Below are 15,100 nucleotides of genomic sequence, written 5' to 3'. Positions count from 1 at the left end.
CCATCAATTTTCGTGGAATCAAGCACTTCCTCTGATGACTCGCTAGCGCCCCCTTCCCAGTGGGAGCCACTGTCCGCTCCCTGCCATTCGTCACGGCCACTCAGTGCCGCCATCGCGAGCAGGCTCGCTCCCACAGAGGAAAAATGAAAATCCTACCCACACCACCGTTCAACTGTGGGAGCGGGCCCGCCCGCGATAGCCATCTTGAAGCTGCCATCGCCGGCAAGCCTGGCTCCCATGACCGCAGTCATAGCCATTTGACACCTGGCACTTGTCAGGCTCGGTGGTTTTCGCAAACAATAATAAATAATCATTCTCAATAACGACCCTGCCCATGCCCACCTCCACGTCTCCTGTGCTGCACCAGCTCTACCGCGACCACAACGGTTGGCTGAACGGTTGGCTACGGGCGCGGCTGGGTAATTCCAGCGATGCGGCGGACCTGGCGCAGGACACCTTCGTGCGGGTGCTGATGGCCCGCAATGCCGAGGCCATTCGTGAGCCGCGCACCTATCTGAGTGCCATCGCCCGGGCGTTACTGATTGATAAATTCCGCCGCCGTGCCGTGGAGCAGGCTTACCTAGAAACCCTGGCGCTACGCCCCGATGCTGTGGACATCTCCCCCGAAACCCGCCTGCAAATCCTCGAAACCCTGGCCGCCGTGGACGCCATGCTCGATGACCTGGGCGAGCGCACCCGGCGGATTTTCCTCGCCGTGCAGCTCGAAGGCCTGAGCTACGTGGCCACTGCCCAGCGCCTGGGCGTGTCGGTGACCACGGTAAAAAAACACATGATTAACGCCATGGCCCATTGCCTGTTGCTGGTGGAAGACTGATGGCCGCCGCCCTCGACCGCCAGGTCCTCAAGGCTGCCGCCACCTGGTACGTACAACTGAGCGCCGCGCCGCCCAGCGAGCAGGAGCGCCAGGCCTGGCGCGCCTGGTTGGCCGAAAACGCGGCCCACACCCAGGCCTGGGCGCGGGTGGAGAAACTGCAACGGCAACTGGGCGCCCTGCCCCAGGACGTGGCCTTGCCCACCCTGGCCGGTGCCCGCGCCAAACGCCGGGCGGTGGTCAAGGTGCTGGGCGTGCTGCTGGCGGCCGGCGCCACCGGTTGGGGGGCCCTGGCCCTGGAGCCGTTGCCGGCGCGGCTGGCCCAGTACCGCACCGCCAAAGGCCAGCGCCGCCACGTGGCACTGGCCGACGGCAGCCAAGTGGACCTCGACACCCACAGCGCGGTGGACGTGGACTACAGCGCCCACCTGCGCCAGGTCCACTTGCACCACGGCCAGATCCTCATCCAGACCGCCGCCGACCCCGCCGGCCGGCCCTTTGTCGTCCACACCCGCCACGGCAGCGTGCGCGCCCTGGGCACGCGGTTTTGCGTGCGCAGCGAAGCCGGGCACACCCAGGTGCAGGTGCTGGAGCACGCGGTGGAACTGCGCCCGCGCCACGCCCCCCACCAGGTGCTGCGCCTGGACGCCGGCCAGCAAGGCAGCTTCGACCTGGCCCCGCCCAGCGCCCTGCCCGCCGGCAGCGACGCCTGGGCCCGGGGCATGCTGATGGCGGTGGATTGGCGCCTGGGCGAGTTGCTCAGCGAAATCGCCCGCTACCGCCCCGGCGTGTTGCAGTGCAGCGACGCGGTGGCGGGGCTGCGCCTGTCCGGCGCGTTTCGCCTGGACGACAGCGACACCCTGCTGGAAAACCTGGCCACTTCCCTGCCGGTGCGGGTACGTTTTTTGACCCGTTATTGGGTGCGGGTGGAGCCCGCATGAAAAACCCTGGCGCGGGGGTTGCCGATTTTCATTCTCATCCGGCCATGCACTGAAGCGGCAATAAACGCCGCATATGTGCTCTCCCACCCAAGGACATTTCCATGCCTCGTTTCTCTCTGCGAGCGGCCCGCCCCCTGGCCAGCGCTGTACACCTGGCGCTGCTGGGCCTGAGCGCCGCGCCACTGGCCGGGCTGCCGACCCTGGCCGTCGCCCAGGCCCAGGTGGCGCACTACAGCATCGGCGCCGGTGCCCTGGCCGACGCCCTCAGCCAGTTTGCCGCCACGGCCGGGGTCACCCTGTCGTTTGCCAGCGAGCAGACCCAGCACCTGCAAACCCCGGGCCTGCAAGGCAACTATTCGGTCGAAGAGGGCCTCCAGCGGCTGCTCGCCGGCAGCGGCCTGCATGCCGAGCGCCGCAGCAATGGCGGCTATGTGCTGATCCCGGCCAAGGCGGCGGGCGATACCGCACTGCAACTGAGCGCCCTGACCATTTCCGGCAAGGCACCGGGGGCCACCACCGAAGGCAGTGGCTCGTACACCAGCGACTCCTCCAGCAGCTCGACGCGCCTGAACCTGGCCCTCAAGGAAACCCCGCAGTCGGTCACGGTGCTCACCCGCCAGCGCCTGGAAGACCAGAAACTGGACAACCTCACCGACGCCATGGACGCCACCACCGGCATCACGGTGATCCGCGAAAGCCTGGGGGCCGACAGCACGGTGTACATGTCCCGCGGTTTCCCGATCCGCAACTTTGAAATCGACGGTGTGCCCACCGCCGCGAACATGGACAACTACACCCAGAACACCGCGATGTACGACCGCGTCGAAGTGGTGCGCGGCGCCACCGGGCTCATCAGCGGCCTGGGCAACCCGTCGGCCACCATCAACCTGATCCGCAAGCGCCCCACCGCCGCGCCCCAGGTGATCCTTGCCGCCGAGGCCGGCAATTGGGACCGCTACGGCTTGAGCGTGGACGTGGGCGGTGCGCTGAACGACAGCGGCACCCTGCGCGCACGCCTGGTGGCCGACCAGAAAGAGCAGCATGCCTGGGTCGACCGTTTCAGCCAGGAACTGTCCACCCTGTACGGCATCACCGAGCTGGACCTGAGCGACGCCACCCTGTTGACCCTGGGCCTGAGCCAGCAGACCACCCACACCAACGCGCCCATGCGCACGGGGTTCCCGCTGTTCACCACCACCGGTGGGCGCACCGACATCAAGCGCTCGTTCAACACCTCGCCCGACTGGAGCTACTACGATCGCCAGCAGAGCACCCTGTTCACCTCGGTGGAACACCACTTCGACAGCGGCTGGAGCGGCAAGCTCGAATACAGCCACGCGCGCAACGACTACGACACGGTGGTCAGCTACATGTCCGGCAACATCGACCCGCAAACCGGCGCCGGCGCCGTCATCATGCCCACCCGCTGGCAGGCCACACCCGAACAGGACAGCGTTGACGCCTACCTCACCGGCGGCTTCCCACTGCTGGGCCGCGAGCACGAATTGATCGCCGGCGTGACCCTGTCGCGCCTGGAAGAACGCGGCACGCCCAACTACGGCGGCTGGCAGCGCCCAAGCTCGGGCTACAACGGCAGCATCCCCGACATCTACCACTGGAACGGCAGTACACCCAAACCGCAGTTCAAGCAGATCGGCGAAAGCGACCTCACCGAAACCCAGTATGGCGCCTACCTGACCTCGCGCTGGCACCTGACCGACGCCGCCAGCCTGATCCTCGGCGCCCGCGTAGTGGACTGGGAACGCGACAGCAAAAGCCGCCTCAACACCGGCGTGCGCAGTGAAACCCAACGCAGCGAAACCGGCGTGTTCATCCCCTACGCTGGCTTCGTCTACGACCTGGACGACACCTGGACCGCATACGCCAGCTACACCCAGATCTTCAATCCGCAGTCGGCTTCGGTGCGCGACGTCAGCGGCACGCCCCTGGACCCGCAAGAAGGCACCGGCTACGAGTTGGGCCTCAAGGCCGGGTTCTATGAAGGACGCCTGAACACCAGCCTGGCACTGTTCCGTGTCGAGCAGGACAACCTGGCGGTGGCCGATGGCAACAAACTGGCGCCCAATGGCTTCCAGGCCTACAAGGCCGAAAACGGCACCACCAGCGAAGGGGTGGAACTGGAGATCAACGGCGAGCTGAGCGAAGGCTGGCAACTGAGCGGGGGCTACTCCTACAGCGTCAGCTTCAGCGACGACGACCGGCGCATCGTTACCGAAATCCCGCGCAACAGCGTCAAGCTGTTCAGTACCTATCGCCTGCCCGGCGCGCTGGACAAGCTCACCCTGGGCGGCGGCGTGAACTGGCAGAGCGAAACCGGCTACGACCTGAGCTACGCCACCAGCCAGAGCAGCTATGCGCTGGTCAGCGCCATGGCCAAGTACCAGCTCACCCCGGCGCTCAGCGCTTCGCTGAACGTCAACAACCTGTTCGACAAGGAATACCTGACCACCACCGCGGCAGGCCTGTACGGTGCGCCGCGTAACTTCATGACGACGTTGAGGTATGCCTACTGAGTTTGGCTGGGGGGTGCGCCGGGCCCCAGCAGCGCCAACGCCCGCTCGGTCACCGCCTCTATATAGGCCGGGTCGTCATAGACCCGCGCCAACAAAATGGCCCCCTCATAATCGGCCACCCAGCGCCGCGCCACGACCAAGGCTTGCACTTCGCCCAACTGCTCGCCCAACAAATGGGCAAAAGCCTTGGCCCAGTCATCGAAAAAAGCGCGGATCGGTGCCATCAACTCCGGCTTGCCGTAGCTGGCATCGACCGCGATCACCCCCATCAGGCAACCAATCGCATCGTCCTGGAACATACCCATTGCCCGGCGCCCCATTTTCGTCAGGCGTTCGTGGGCCGTGAGGGCCTCGTCATAGGCCAACGCAAACAGCAGCGTGCTGGCGCGCTGGTGCGTCCACTCCAGGACGTCGCGCAGCAGGAACTCTTTGTTCGAGTAGTGATGGTAGAACGACGCCTTGGTAAAGCCGCACGCGCCGGCCAGCGCATCCATGGTGGTGCCGTGGTAGCCCAGGCGCTTGAACGTACAGGCACAGCGTTGCAGCAGTTCGTCACGGGGGATTTTCAAGGGGCGCATGGGGGGGGGGTCCTACTGGCGATCACTGGCGGTGATTCTATGGCATAAGCCTACCCGCCTCAATTTGACGATTACCAAACGTTCGTTTAATTTCTTGTTACCGAACGAATGGTCAGTAACCTTGAGGAGCGTGATAAATGAGCCAGGACAACAGTGGCGCAGGCCGGGTAACCCGCGAGCAACGGGGCGATCTGTTTTTTATCGGGTTGGATCGGGCCGGCAAACGCAATGCGTTTGACAGTGCCCTGCTGACAGACCTGTCCCTGGCGCTGGGGGAGTACGAGCGCCAGGACGAGGCGCGGTGCGCGGTGCTGTTCGCCCACGGCGAGCACTTCACTGCGGGGCTGGACTTGATGGAGCTGACCCCCAAGTTGGCCAGCGGCGGCTTCCACTACCCGCAAGAAGGCATCGACCCCTGGGGCGTGTCCGGCCCCCGGCGCACCAAACCGGTGGTGGTGGCGGTACAAGGGACGTGCTGGACGGCGGGGATCGAGTTGATGCTCAACGCCGATATCGTCGTTGCCGACACCACGGCGCGCTTCGCTCACCTGGAAGTGCTGCGCGGGATTTCCCCGGCCGGCGGCTCGACCGTGCGCTTCACCCGCGCCGCCGGGTGGGCCGACGCCATGCGCTACCTGCTCACCGGGGAAACCTTCGACGCGCAGCAGGCCCGGGGCATGCGCCTGCTCACCGAAGTGGTCGAACCCGGCCAAACCCTGCCGCGGGCTATCGAGTATGCGCAACGCATCGCCAAAGCTGCACCGCTGGCCGTTCGGGCGACGTTGCAGTCGGCCTTCCTCGCGCAAGCGGCGTGCGATGAAGCGGCATTCAGCCAGCTCAACGCGGCGCTGCTGGCGCAGATCAAAAGCCAGGACGCCCGCGAAGGGGTGATGGCCATGCTGCAAAAGCGCGAACCGGTATTCACCGGCCGCTGAGCCAACCCCTCCCGGCACTGAACGGAACCCGACCATGCCCACGACGCCGATCCATACCGACACCTTCACCCTGCTCGCCCGCGACGGCTATCGCCTGGGCGCCATGCGCTACAGGGCCGCGGGCACTGCCAAAGGCAACCTGATCGTGGCCGGGGCCACCGGGGTGCAGCAGCGCTTCTACCGGCGTTTCGCCGAACACGCGGCGGGCCTGGGCTTTAATGTGCTGACCCTGGATTACCGCGGCATCGGCCAATCACGCCCGGCGTCCCTCAAGGGCTTTGCCATGTCGTACCTGGACTGGGCCTACCAAGACCTGGCCGCGGCCGTGGACCTGTTGCGCGAGGAACCGCTGCCGCTGTACTGGGTCGGCCATTCGTTCGGCGGCCACGCCATCGGCCTGCTGCCCAACCACGACGCGCTCACGGCCTGCTACAGCCTGGGCAGCGGCGCGGGTTGGAGCGGCTGGATGGCCCCGGCCGAGGCGTGGAAAACCCGCTTGCTGTGGACCTTCGTGCTCCCGGCACTGGTGGCCGCCAAGGGCTACATGGCCTGGAGTGTGCTGGGCATGGGCGACGACTTGCCGCTGGGGGTGTATCAGGACTGGAAGCGCTGGTGCGCCTTCCCCCACTACTACTTTGACGACCCGCAAATGGCCCACGTCGTGCCGCTCTACGCCAGCGTGCGCACGCCGTGCGTTTTCGCCACGTCGGTGGACGACCCCTGGGCGCCGCCGCGCTCGTGCGATGCGTTCGTCAAAGCCTATCGCCAGGCCCCGCTGACCCGCCTCGACCTGCAACCGCGCCCTGGCAGCCCAGCCATCGGGCACATGGGCTACTTTCGCGCCGACGCCCAGCCCTTGTGGGACGACATCCTGGCCTGGCTGCAACGCGCGGGCGCTACCGCCGCCGCACGCGAAGCCGCGCCAACCCCGGTCAGTGCTTGACCGAAATCACCCCGTACTGGCCTTGCTGGTCGGCGTACACCACCTTGCCGGCGCGGTCCTTGATGGTCAGGCCCAGGATCAGGGTCTGCTGGCTGTTCTGCGCTTCGATGGCGAAGTGCTCGGGCAGGTCGATGTGCAGGCCTTGCTTGTCGATCGTCCCGGCGTCGCCCAGGTTGAACATCTTGTAGAGCTTGCCCTGGTTGTCGGTGGTGATCTTCAGGTCGGTGCTTTTGAAGCAGGCGATCACGTTCATGTTCTGCCCGCCCATGCCGCACGTCAGGGTGGCGACGAAAGGGTAGTTGCGCGCGTTGTAGTCCTTGTCGACGCTGGCCAGGGTCGAGGGCAGGTCGGCATTGAGCATGTTGTAGAAGTTGTAGTAACCCTGGACCACTTGCTGGTCCTTGCGGTTGGCGCAGAGTTTTTTCAGGTACTCGGCGTCCTGGGTCACTTGCTGGTTGATGCCCACGCCCATGCTGTTGATTTCTTCGCGGGTGGGCACGTAGCCGGTGGCGTAGACGGGCCGCGCAACGATCAACAGCGCGGCGATGCCCGCCGGGTAAACAAAGGTCACCGCCGCGCCGCAGGAGGTGTCGTCGGCGACGAAGGCCGGGTTCTGCGTGGCTTGGCGGGCGTAGGCGCGAAAGCCGCCGATGGTTTTCAGGTTCAGGGCGTCGCTGGCGTAAGGCGGGATGTCGGCGCCGCCGCTTTCCTTGACGATCCCGGCGAACACCCCGGACAACGCGCTGTACATCGCGAAGTTGTCATTGGGCGCGCCCTGGCGCACCGAGCCCACCGAGGCCCAGGTGGCGGACTCGAACAACTTGTCGAGAAAGCGGTTGTACTGCTTGAGGCTGCTGCCGTCCGTAACCTGGGCGCCGAAAGAGCCGTAGGTGTCGTTGTCGTCCGCCAGGGCCACACCCGCGTGGCAGGCCAACGCCAGAACGATTGCCGGTATTGCGCGATGCATTGCCATTTCCAGATCCTGTGTGACCGCTCGTCGGTAATGCCATCATTATGGCATTAGCGGAATCCCGCAGGGTAGGCCAGTAGCAAGCAGGCGAGCCCGCTTGCTACGACGCGAGGAGGGTGGGCTTTATGTAAACTGGCCGCCGACTTTCCCCAGCCAACACGAGAGCCCCCATGGCCAACCACGACCTCACTTTCCTGCCCGACCCCGACCCGCAATCCATCTCCTCGGACGTTGCCGGTTTCGCCGGTTTGCTGGTGTCCACCCAAATCCCCACGCGCGCCGATGGCAGCCTCGAACTGGGCGGCATCGTCGAGCAAAGCGAATGCACCTTGCAGGCCCTCAAGCTGGCGTTGGAAAACGCCGGCAGCTCCATGGACCGCGTCCTGCACCTGACCATCTACCTCACCGACATGGCCGACCGCGCCGCGTTCAACCAGGTCTACCAGCGCTTCTTCGCCAAGCCCTGGCCGGTGCGCGCCGCGGTGGGCGTGGCGGCGCTGGCGGTCGAAGGCATGCGCGTGGAAGTCACCGCGATGGCGGCCAAGGGCTGACACGTTCAGGGCACGCGTTGGCGTGCCCGCACTCTCCCGCGCCCTCAGGGCCGCAAGTGCTGCAGATAGCGGGCCAGCACGGGCCCCTCGAACCGCGACTCGACAATAGCGCTGCCCGCCAGCATGGCCGCTGTCTGGCTGCGATCCCAGTGGTAGTTGTGCTGGTACAGCTCAAGAATTGTCTCTTCGCCGTACTGGGTTTCCTTGAACATGCCCAGCAAGGGGTACAACGGCTCGTCCGGGTCGCTCTCCCACAGCGCCACCCAGTCCTTGAAGGGAATCACCGGCAAGGAGCGCCCGTAATAACCCCCGACCCGCGCGCAAAACGCCTGGAGCCCCAGGTTGGTGGCTTGGCTCTGGCACAGGTTGAATTTGCGCCCCAGAGCCTGGGGTTTGCGGGCAATCCAGGCCAGGGCCTTGACCATGTAATCCACCGTGGTCAGCCCCTCGCGCATGTCCTGCAAACCCGGCACCGCGTTATGGGCCAGGCACGTCTGGATGAACCGCCCCCACCATTGGTAGTGGGCGCTGACCCCGGTTTCACTGTGGCAAGTGGCGTAGCCCAGGCGAAAAGTCATGGCCGGCATGCCGTTGGCGCAGGCCTGGTCGAGGAGTTTTTCCATCACCCACTTGCTTTGCACATAGCCCAGGTCGCAGCGGATGGCAGGCAGGTTTTCATCGATGCTGTCGGTTTCCAGCACGCGGGTCTTGCCGGTGAACCGGTGCCCCCAGCTATAGATGGAAATGGTCGACATCAGCATCAACGCTTTGGGCTGGCCCGCAGCGGCAAAGCGGATGATCTGCTCAAGCCCTAGCACGTTATCCCGACGCAAATAGGCGTACGGCATGATGAAGTTCACCGCACTGGCGCAGTGGTAAATCACCTCCACGCACCCGGCGAGGGCTGAGTAATCCGCCGCGCCCAGGCCCAGATACGCTTCGGGCAGGTCCGCGACATAGACGCGAACCCGCCGCCAGTCCCGGGCCGCTATGGGTGTTTGATAGCGTTCACTGATCTGACGCAACCGCGCCAGGCCCGCCACGGCACTGTCGCAACGCACCGGGCAATGAACCATTGCCGTGCCAGTGGCCAAGAGTTGCGCCAATAGATGAACGCCGACAAACCCGGTGGCGCCGGTCAGCAGCACATGCCGGGGGGCGATCAACCGGTCAACGTCGAACTGGCCGGCAAAGCGCACATCACCGACCAAGCCCACATCCTGTTCAAACCCTGCGTCTGCGCTGCGGACCTCATGCCCTTGGCCCTGGGTACGCCGCGCCAGTTCCGCCGCCAGCGCCTTGAATACCAAGTGCTGGTAGATATCCCCCACCGTCACGGGCACCCGGAAATGGCGTGACGCCTGGGTCGCCAGCGCCGCCGCCCGCAGGGAATGCCCGCCCACCTCGAAAAAATGCGCATCCGGGTCAAAGTCACCGTGGCCCAGCAGCTCGAACCAGATCTGTGCCAGCGGCCGCTGGCCGGGCCCGCTGAAACGGCTGAGGTCGAGGCTGGCGGGAGCGCTGTCCTTCAATAGTTGGAGCAAGCCCGGTTTATCGACCTTACCGTTGGCATTACTGGGCAAGGCGTCCAGGCATCGGTAATGCGACGGCAACATGTAGTCGGGCAAGTCCGCTTCCAGGCTACGCCGCAAACCGGCGATCAGGCGCTGTGGGTGCGTGCTTTTATTGCGCGGTACAAAAAAGGCCACGAGGCGTTTCTCGGCTTGCGTGCCCACGTCCTCCACCACCACCGCGACCGAGCCGATAGCGGTCTCGCGCAGCAGCCGCGCTTCGATTTCCCCCACTTCGACCCGATAGCCGCGGATTTTCACCTGGCCATCCTGGCGCCCCAGGAACTGCAAACTGCCATCGGCCAGCAACCGGCCCTGGTCGCCGCTGCGATAGACCCGGCAACCCAGGGCCGGGACAAACACAAAGCGTTCGGCCGTCAACTGCGGCGCGCCAAGATAGCCCCGAGCCAGGCAGTCGCCGGCAATGCACAACTCCCCGGCTTCACCTGGGCGCACCTCATTGAGGTCGCCATCGAGCACGAATACCTTAAAGTCGCCCATTGGCCAACCGATGGACGCAGGGCTGTTCAGGCGTGCGCTGGGCACCACCCGTGAGGTGACGAAAATCGTGGTCTCGGTGGGGCCATAACAGTCCACCACTTGGTAACTGAGGTGATCGACGTCCACCGGGTGCAGTTTTTCCCCACAGGTATAGATAAACCGCAACTTCAAGCCCGGCGGCTGAATCGCATTGAGTACGTCATAGACCCTGAGGGTGGGGACAAAGGCATGGGTGATTTCATGGGCCACGCAAAATGCCAGGAACTCATCGCTGTTGAGCAGCACGCTGTCGGCCGGCACCTGAATTTGCCCGCCGGCCAGCAACTGCGACCAGATTTCTGACTGGGATAAGTCAAACCCCACCGCCGCCATCAAGGTACCCCGGCTACTGGCATCAATCTCCAGGTCACGGTTGTGCAGGCGGATCAACCCCAAAACCGAGTGATGCTCGATCACCACGCCCTTGGGGTTGCCCGTCGTACCGGACGTAAAAATCACGTACATGGCGTCCGTGGGGCTGACGTCGACAGGGCGAAAAGGCACTGCCGTGGGCGACGCCAGGATGCCTGCGACGGTCTCGACCCGGCACGCCAGTATCGGCCAGCTATCGCTGGGGTGAGTGGATAACACCAACGCGGCATTGCATTGCCGGGCGATGTATTCCTTGCGCGCCAAGGGCAGTTGCCGGTCCAGCGGCACAAATGCCGCGCCCGTCTTGATGACCGCCAGCAAGGCCACGATCAACTCGACCGAGCGGTGCGCCTGGACTAACACCAGGTCACCCGGGCCGATGGCCAATGATTGCAAATACGCCGCCACCTGCGAGCTGAGCCGGTCCAGCGCCGCGTAAGTCAACGTCCTGTCTACCCCGACAACCGCCAGTGCCTCGGGGGTCAAGCGAGCCTGTTTCCCAAACAGGCTCACAAGGGTTTCACCGGCCATGACTGCTTCTCTTCAAGTAATCCTTGGGTCAACTCACCAACTGCAAACTCGACAACCGGGGCATAGGCTGCCACTGCTAAAAACACTTGAGACCTGTAAGAAATAACAGTTTTTTAGAATGTATTTTTATTGCCTTAGAGCGATTTTTTATAAATCGACTGGTGTTGCTTCCAATGGTTTTTCTGGCGAAACGGGATATGTGGACGTGCCCCTGCCAATCGACGCAATTGGAAAGTCAACGCCCAGCTCTCCGGCCCCACGGAAAGCATCATCGATCTTTTAAAGATCGCGCCGCTTACCCCAGGCTGGACCTGTGAAGTACAGGTCGCTGATGTACAGGAACTGTATCGTCGATTATCCGCCCCCGAGTAACCACAAACTAAGCGCCAGAGCGACCTTATCCACACCCATTCTCGGTAGGTCGGCGTTGTAGCGACGCAGCAGAGCCCGGAAAACACACATCGAACGCAGTTCCGTCCTGCACATGGGAACTAACCCCTAAATCCCCGCCATGGGACTGGACGATTTCCCTGACGATAAACAGACCCAACCCGACACTGCGTACCTCATTGTCGGCCTCGGTGCCGCGGGTCATCGGCTCGAACACATTGATGTGCCGCAGGCACGAACAGCTATCTTGATGCGAAACTCAAAGCGTTGACGACAAAGGCAGAAAACCAATGACAGTGCCGCAAAACAAAGATCAGTTGCTGGACGCGATCAACTCAACCTTTGATCGGCTTATCGAAGACTTGAACAGCATCCCGGCGCAACGGGCCACGGAGCGCACCCTAGAGGGCCACGTCAAAGGCACCCGGATGAGCCTGTGCGACTTGGTCGCCTACCTGGTGGGCTGGAATGAGTTGGTTCTCAAATGGATAGACAGGAGCGCCGCCGGGCAACCCATCGACTATCCCGACACAGGTTTCAAAGGTAACGAACTCGGTCAGCTCGCCCAAAAGTTCTACCGAGACTATGAGGGCATCACTTATGGGCACCTGCTCGAACGTCTGTGCGTGGCAAAGGGGCGAATCGTTTCGTTCATACAAAACCAAAGCAATGCTGATCTCTACGAACACCCCTGGTATGACCGCTGGACACTGGGGCGCATGATCCAATTCAACACGTCTTCACCCTACGCCAACGCGCGTAAACGCCTACGTCGCTGGTTGAACAACTTCTAACATTGAGTGGCCCACATATTGTTTTGATTTGCCGACAGCAAAATCCCACGAAGATGTAGGAGCCCTCTTTTCTTTGCACTTGGACTGGTTATCCGTAAATATTCCTCACAATATTGTTCGCCTGACGGAGCTCTCCACGCCCATGCGGATTGGCTCAATATTTCTTTGTGTACCGCGAAGCTGAGCACCTTACGACTCCACAGCACAAAACACCTGTAAAAGAGATATGGATTTCTCCACAGCAACTTTAAAGGGACTTGAAAATGCAACTGACACCACAGTTCATAAGAGAACAACTTCACCAAGAACGCGTTATTACACGCAATGTAGAGTATGTTTGCGACCACATCGAAAGCTGGTGGAAAAATCATGACCTGTGCCTGTCAAACCATGCACTGAAACTACAGTTAATCTCACTTCTCAGCCTGACATTGCGGGGAGACGACAGGTATTACTTCGATAATGTCGGAAAACATGGCATCTCCGCCGTTTGCTTTACTGGCATATTCCACACCGACGACTATTACCTGGCGCTCATTACTCACGAAGCACTGTGCGAGCTTTTTCATCTTCGAGATATCAAGTACCCCTATGAAAATCACAAGGCCCTGTTTCTGAAGCCTGGAGCCGAAAAATACCGCGACTGGGGAAACGGATACGGTGAGATTACGCCCCACTCCGATGATCTATACGAAACGCAACCAACTGACCTTCTTGCCCTTACTGTCTGCCGCGACAAAACCCGCACCCCCACACAGTGCTTTCTTGCAAAAAACGTTACTGACCATCTCGATAATTCAGAACTACACCAACTTGCGCAAATGACGGCCGTCTTCCGCTCGGGAAAGAACGTGAGATTGTCGAAAAATCTTGAGCGAAAACTAATTCAATACGACCCAACCTACGGCATTCAACTGCATCTTGATTTTCGCATCGATACTGAGGTCGGAGAACGTATGATAGCAACCAACCCTCGCGACGCGGGTTTGATTAAAAATATAAGACAGGGCATTCCCTCGTGGACGCCAGTTTATTCAGCGGCCACCACCGGCACGTTTTTTATTCTGGCGAACCACAAAGCACTGCACGCCCGCCCCATTATAAATTTGAACATTGGCGTCGCCGCCAATCAAGCACAAACAACCAAATTCCGGGAAACCCCAAGACTTCTATTCCGAAGTAAAGGGCCGAGGCACAACCTATCTCTCGAGCAAGACTATGGCAATTACCTTTGAAACCTTCAGAACTGAAAAACAGAACCTTGAACGCCGCAATATATATAACGGCCAAACGATCCAGCCAGCGAAAACGCCAACTGCAATGGCATAAAAATCCTTAACTCGCTCAAGGCAATTCAATGAAAGGCGCCTTCCTTGTCAGACTTATCATCGCAACGTCCCTGTACACGATTATGGGGCGGGCCACAGTGTGGTTTGATCCTATTTCCAACGCGATACTCGTCTTTGGCAGCCGCTTTTTCTTAGTCTTCTCGCCATTTTTTTTCTCGCGGTTGCAAGCCAATGCCATCCCAGCTGCGACCTTGCTAGCCGCCCTGGGCAGCGCATTGATTTTGCTCCCCAACCAGTTTTTTTTTGTGATCGGAGCGACGTGCCTGGCGATTGGGGTTAGCGTCGCGGGATATTTAATTAGAGCCTATGCATCTGAAAACATAGGTGCAGCCGCGCAAAACAAGATAGCAATAAACTGCGGGGTAATTATTGCAGGTATAACGCTTTCACTGCCCATACAAAACAACACCACTATCGCACTGATAAGTTTCGTCTTTCTACTAATTGCCTCATATGTTGCCCGGCACATCGTTGCGTCACGAACACACATAGAACTACCTGCCGGAAAGAATGTATCCAGGCCCATTCGCCTGGCTTGGGTGCTGCTAGGCCTGACCATGGGTCATCAAACTGTATGCGCCATTCACATTACTACCTCAGTACATTGTCTCCACCTTGGGCTCTCTCACACAGTGGTATGGACTCGTCGTACTAGCCAGTAGCGTCTTCATAGTTGCTTTTCAAAAAGTGGTGAGCCATATCATAGGGAAGTTCGCCAGCGATAGAGCCGCGATGATTATAACGTGGGCAACCATGCTCTGTGGCTTATGCGTAATAGCGAGCCTGGGCGTTTTCCATGTAGAGACATTAGCCGGCGCACTTGTCTGGGTATTGATTCTTTCCTTGATCGAATGTTTTGCCAGCTACTTAGATGTATTCGGTGCGCGGGACAACTGTCTGTTCATAAAAGAACTCTCGGTCGGTGCAGGAGGGGGATTGGGTGCTTTGATCTCGCGCTACTTTCCTGTCGAGATCTCCGGCCAAATCCTGGCGTTGACCGGAATTACATTTTTGATAATCGCCGCAGTCCTTTTTTTAAATACTAAAACAGACTATAGCGCTCAAGGTAGGCAACACGATGCGAATTAAGAGTATTTCGATCAATTTATTGCGTATCCCTCTTAAAAAACCGTTCATATCATCCCTGAATTCAACACATAAGTGCAACGCTCACCCCTGTATGCACTTCGTACGGCGTCTTCCAGCCCAAGCGCTTGCGCGGGCGTAGATTGATCCTCGCTACTGTCCGATTGACGGCTTCGACGGTCA

At 61.1% G+C, this 15,100-nt stretch carries 13 protein-coding genes and 2 pseudogenes; 10 read left to right on the top strand and 5 right to left on the bottom strand.

Features of this window, described 5'->3' with window-relative positions:
- Positions 1-334 precede the first annotated feature (334 nt).
- The 3 genes from AC19YT_RS25225 (at position 335) to AC19YT_RS25215 (ending at position 4,307) form a co-directional block, all read left to right on the top strand.
- Complete coding sequence (locus AC19YT_RS25225) at positions 335-835, top strand: sigma-70 family RNA polymerase sigma factor (RefSeq protein WP_095106674.1); 501 nt, start codon at positions 335-337, stop codon at positions 833-835.
- Positions 835-1,773, top strand: coding sequence for a FecR domain-containing protein (locus AC19YT_RS25220; RefSeq protein WP_500597641.1), 939 nt, complete (start codon positions 835-837; stop codon positions 1,771-1,773). The genes AC19YT_RS25225 and AC19YT_RS25220 overlap by 1 nt, the downstream gene beginning before the upstream one ends.
- A 101-nt stretch (positions 1,774-1,874) precedes the next feature.
- Positions 1,875-4,307 carry a TonB-dependent siderophore receptor gene (locus tag AC19YT_RS25215; protein WP_500611219.1) on the top strand — a complete coding sequence of 811 codons (2,433 nt, stop codon included), beginning with the start codon at positions 1,875-1,877 and terminating at the stop codon, positions 4,305-4,307.
- On the opposite strand, the gene AC19YT_RS25210 is transcribed toward AC19YT_RS25215, so the two are convergent.
- Complete coding sequence (locus AC19YT_RS25210; protein WP_095106668.1) at positions 4,301-4,885, bottom strand: TetR/AcrR family transcriptional regulator; 585 nt, start codon at positions 4,883-4,885, stop codon at positions 4,301-4,303. The genes AC19YT_RS25215 and AC19YT_RS25210 overlap by 7 nt on opposite strands.
- A 137-nt stretch (positions 4,886-5,022) precedes the next feature.
- Here AC19YT_RS25210 and AC19YT_RS25205 point away from each other — a divergent pair, with 137 nt between their 5' ends.
- Together AC19YT_RS25205 and AC19YT_RS25200 are read left to right on the top strand one after the other, a co-directional pair.
- Complete coding sequence (locus tag AC19YT_RS25205; protein ID WP_500597644.1) at positions 5,023-5,820, top strand: crotonase/enoyl-CoA hydratase family protein; 798 nt, start codon at positions 5,023-5,025, stop codon at positions 5,818-5,820.
- Positions 5,821-5,854: 34 nt separating this feature from the next.
- Positions 5,855-6,763, top strand: coding sequence for an alpha/beta hydrolase family protein (locus AC19YT_RS25200; protein WP_500611218.1), 909 nt, complete (start codon positions 5,855-5,857; stop codon positions 6,761-6,763).
- On the opposite strand, the gene AC19YT_RS25195 is transcribed toward AC19YT_RS25200, so the two are convergent.
- Positions 6,753-7,736: a hypothetical protein gene (locus AC19YT_RS25195; RefSeq protein ID WP_500597648.1), complete on the bottom strand. Its 984-nt coding sequence runs from the start codon at positions 7,734-7,736 to the stop codon at positions 6,753-6,755. The two genes, AC19YT_RS25200 and AC19YT_RS25195, sit on opposite strands and share 11 nt — an antisense overlap.
- 167 nt (positions 7,737-7,903) lie before the next feature.
- On the opposite strand from AC19YT_RS25195, the gene AC19YT_RS25190 reads away from it, so the two are divergent.
- On the top strand, positions 7,904-8,284 hold the full coding sequence (locus tag AC19YT_RS25190; protein ID WP_095106663.1) for a RidA family protein: 381 nt from the start codon (positions 7,904-7,906) through the stop codon (positions 8,282-8,284).
- Positions 8,285-8,328: 44 nt separating this feature from the next.
- Here AC19YT_RS25190 and AC19YT_RS25185 read toward each other — a convergent pair whose 3' ends face one another.
- Positions 8,329-11,298, bottom strand: a complete 2,970-nt coding sequence (locus tag AC19YT_RS25185) for a non-ribosomal peptide synthetase (protein WP_500611217.1) — start codon at positions 11,296-11,298, stop codon at positions 8,329-8,331.
- Between the two features lie 397 nt (positions 11,299-11,695).
- Positions 11,696-11,905: pseudogene (locus AC19YT_RS25180) on the bottom strand (ATP-binding protein); the annotation flags it as partial.
- A gap of 73 nt (positions 11,906-11,978) precedes the next feature.
- On the opposite strand from AC19YT_RS25180, the gene AC19YT_RS25175 reads away from it, so the two are divergent.
- The 4 genes from AC19YT_RS25175 to AC19YT_RS25160 all read left to right on the top strand — a co-directional run bounded on the left by AC19YT_RS25175 (position 11,979) and on the right by AC19YT_RS25160 (position 14,920).
- The gene (locus tag AC19YT_RS25175) at positions 11,979-12,482 is read left to right on the top strand and encodes a ClbS/DfsB family four-helix bundle protein (RefSeq protein ID WP_500611216.1); all 504 of its coding nucleotides are present in this window, start codon (positions 11,979-11,981) and stop codon (positions 12,480-12,482) included.
- Positions 12,483-12,745: 263 nt separating this feature from the next.
- Positions 12,746-13,717, top strand: coding sequence for a hypothetical protein (locus tag AC19YT_RS25170; RefSeq protein ID WP_500597651.1), 972 nt, complete (start codon positions 12,746-12,748; stop codon positions 13,715-13,717).
- A gap of 122 nt (positions 13,718-13,839) precedes the next feature.
- Positions 13,840-14,493, top strand: a complete 654-nt coding sequence (locus AC19YT_RS25165; RefSeq protein WP_500611215.1) for a hypothetical protein — start codon at positions 13,840-13,842, stop codon at positions 14,491-14,493.
- 70 nt (positions 14,494-14,563) lie between these two features.
- Complete coding sequence (locus AC19YT_RS25160) at positions 14,564-14,920, top strand: hypothetical protein (protein WP_500611214.1); 357 nt, start codon at positions 14,564-14,566, stop codon at positions 14,918-14,920.
- A 61-nt stretch (positions 14,921-14,981) separates the two neighbouring features.
- Here the strand turns inward: AC19YT_RS25160 and AC19YT_RS25155 are convergent.
- A pseudogene (locus tag AC19YT_RS25155) lies at positions 14,982-15,100 on the bottom strand (IS30 family transposase); the annotation flags it as partial.

Source organism: Pseudomonas sp. MF08875 (assembly GCF_059862525.1).
The sequence above is the reverse complement of the archived record's forward strand: the minus strand, read 5'-3'. Positions and strand labels throughout refer to the sequence as shown.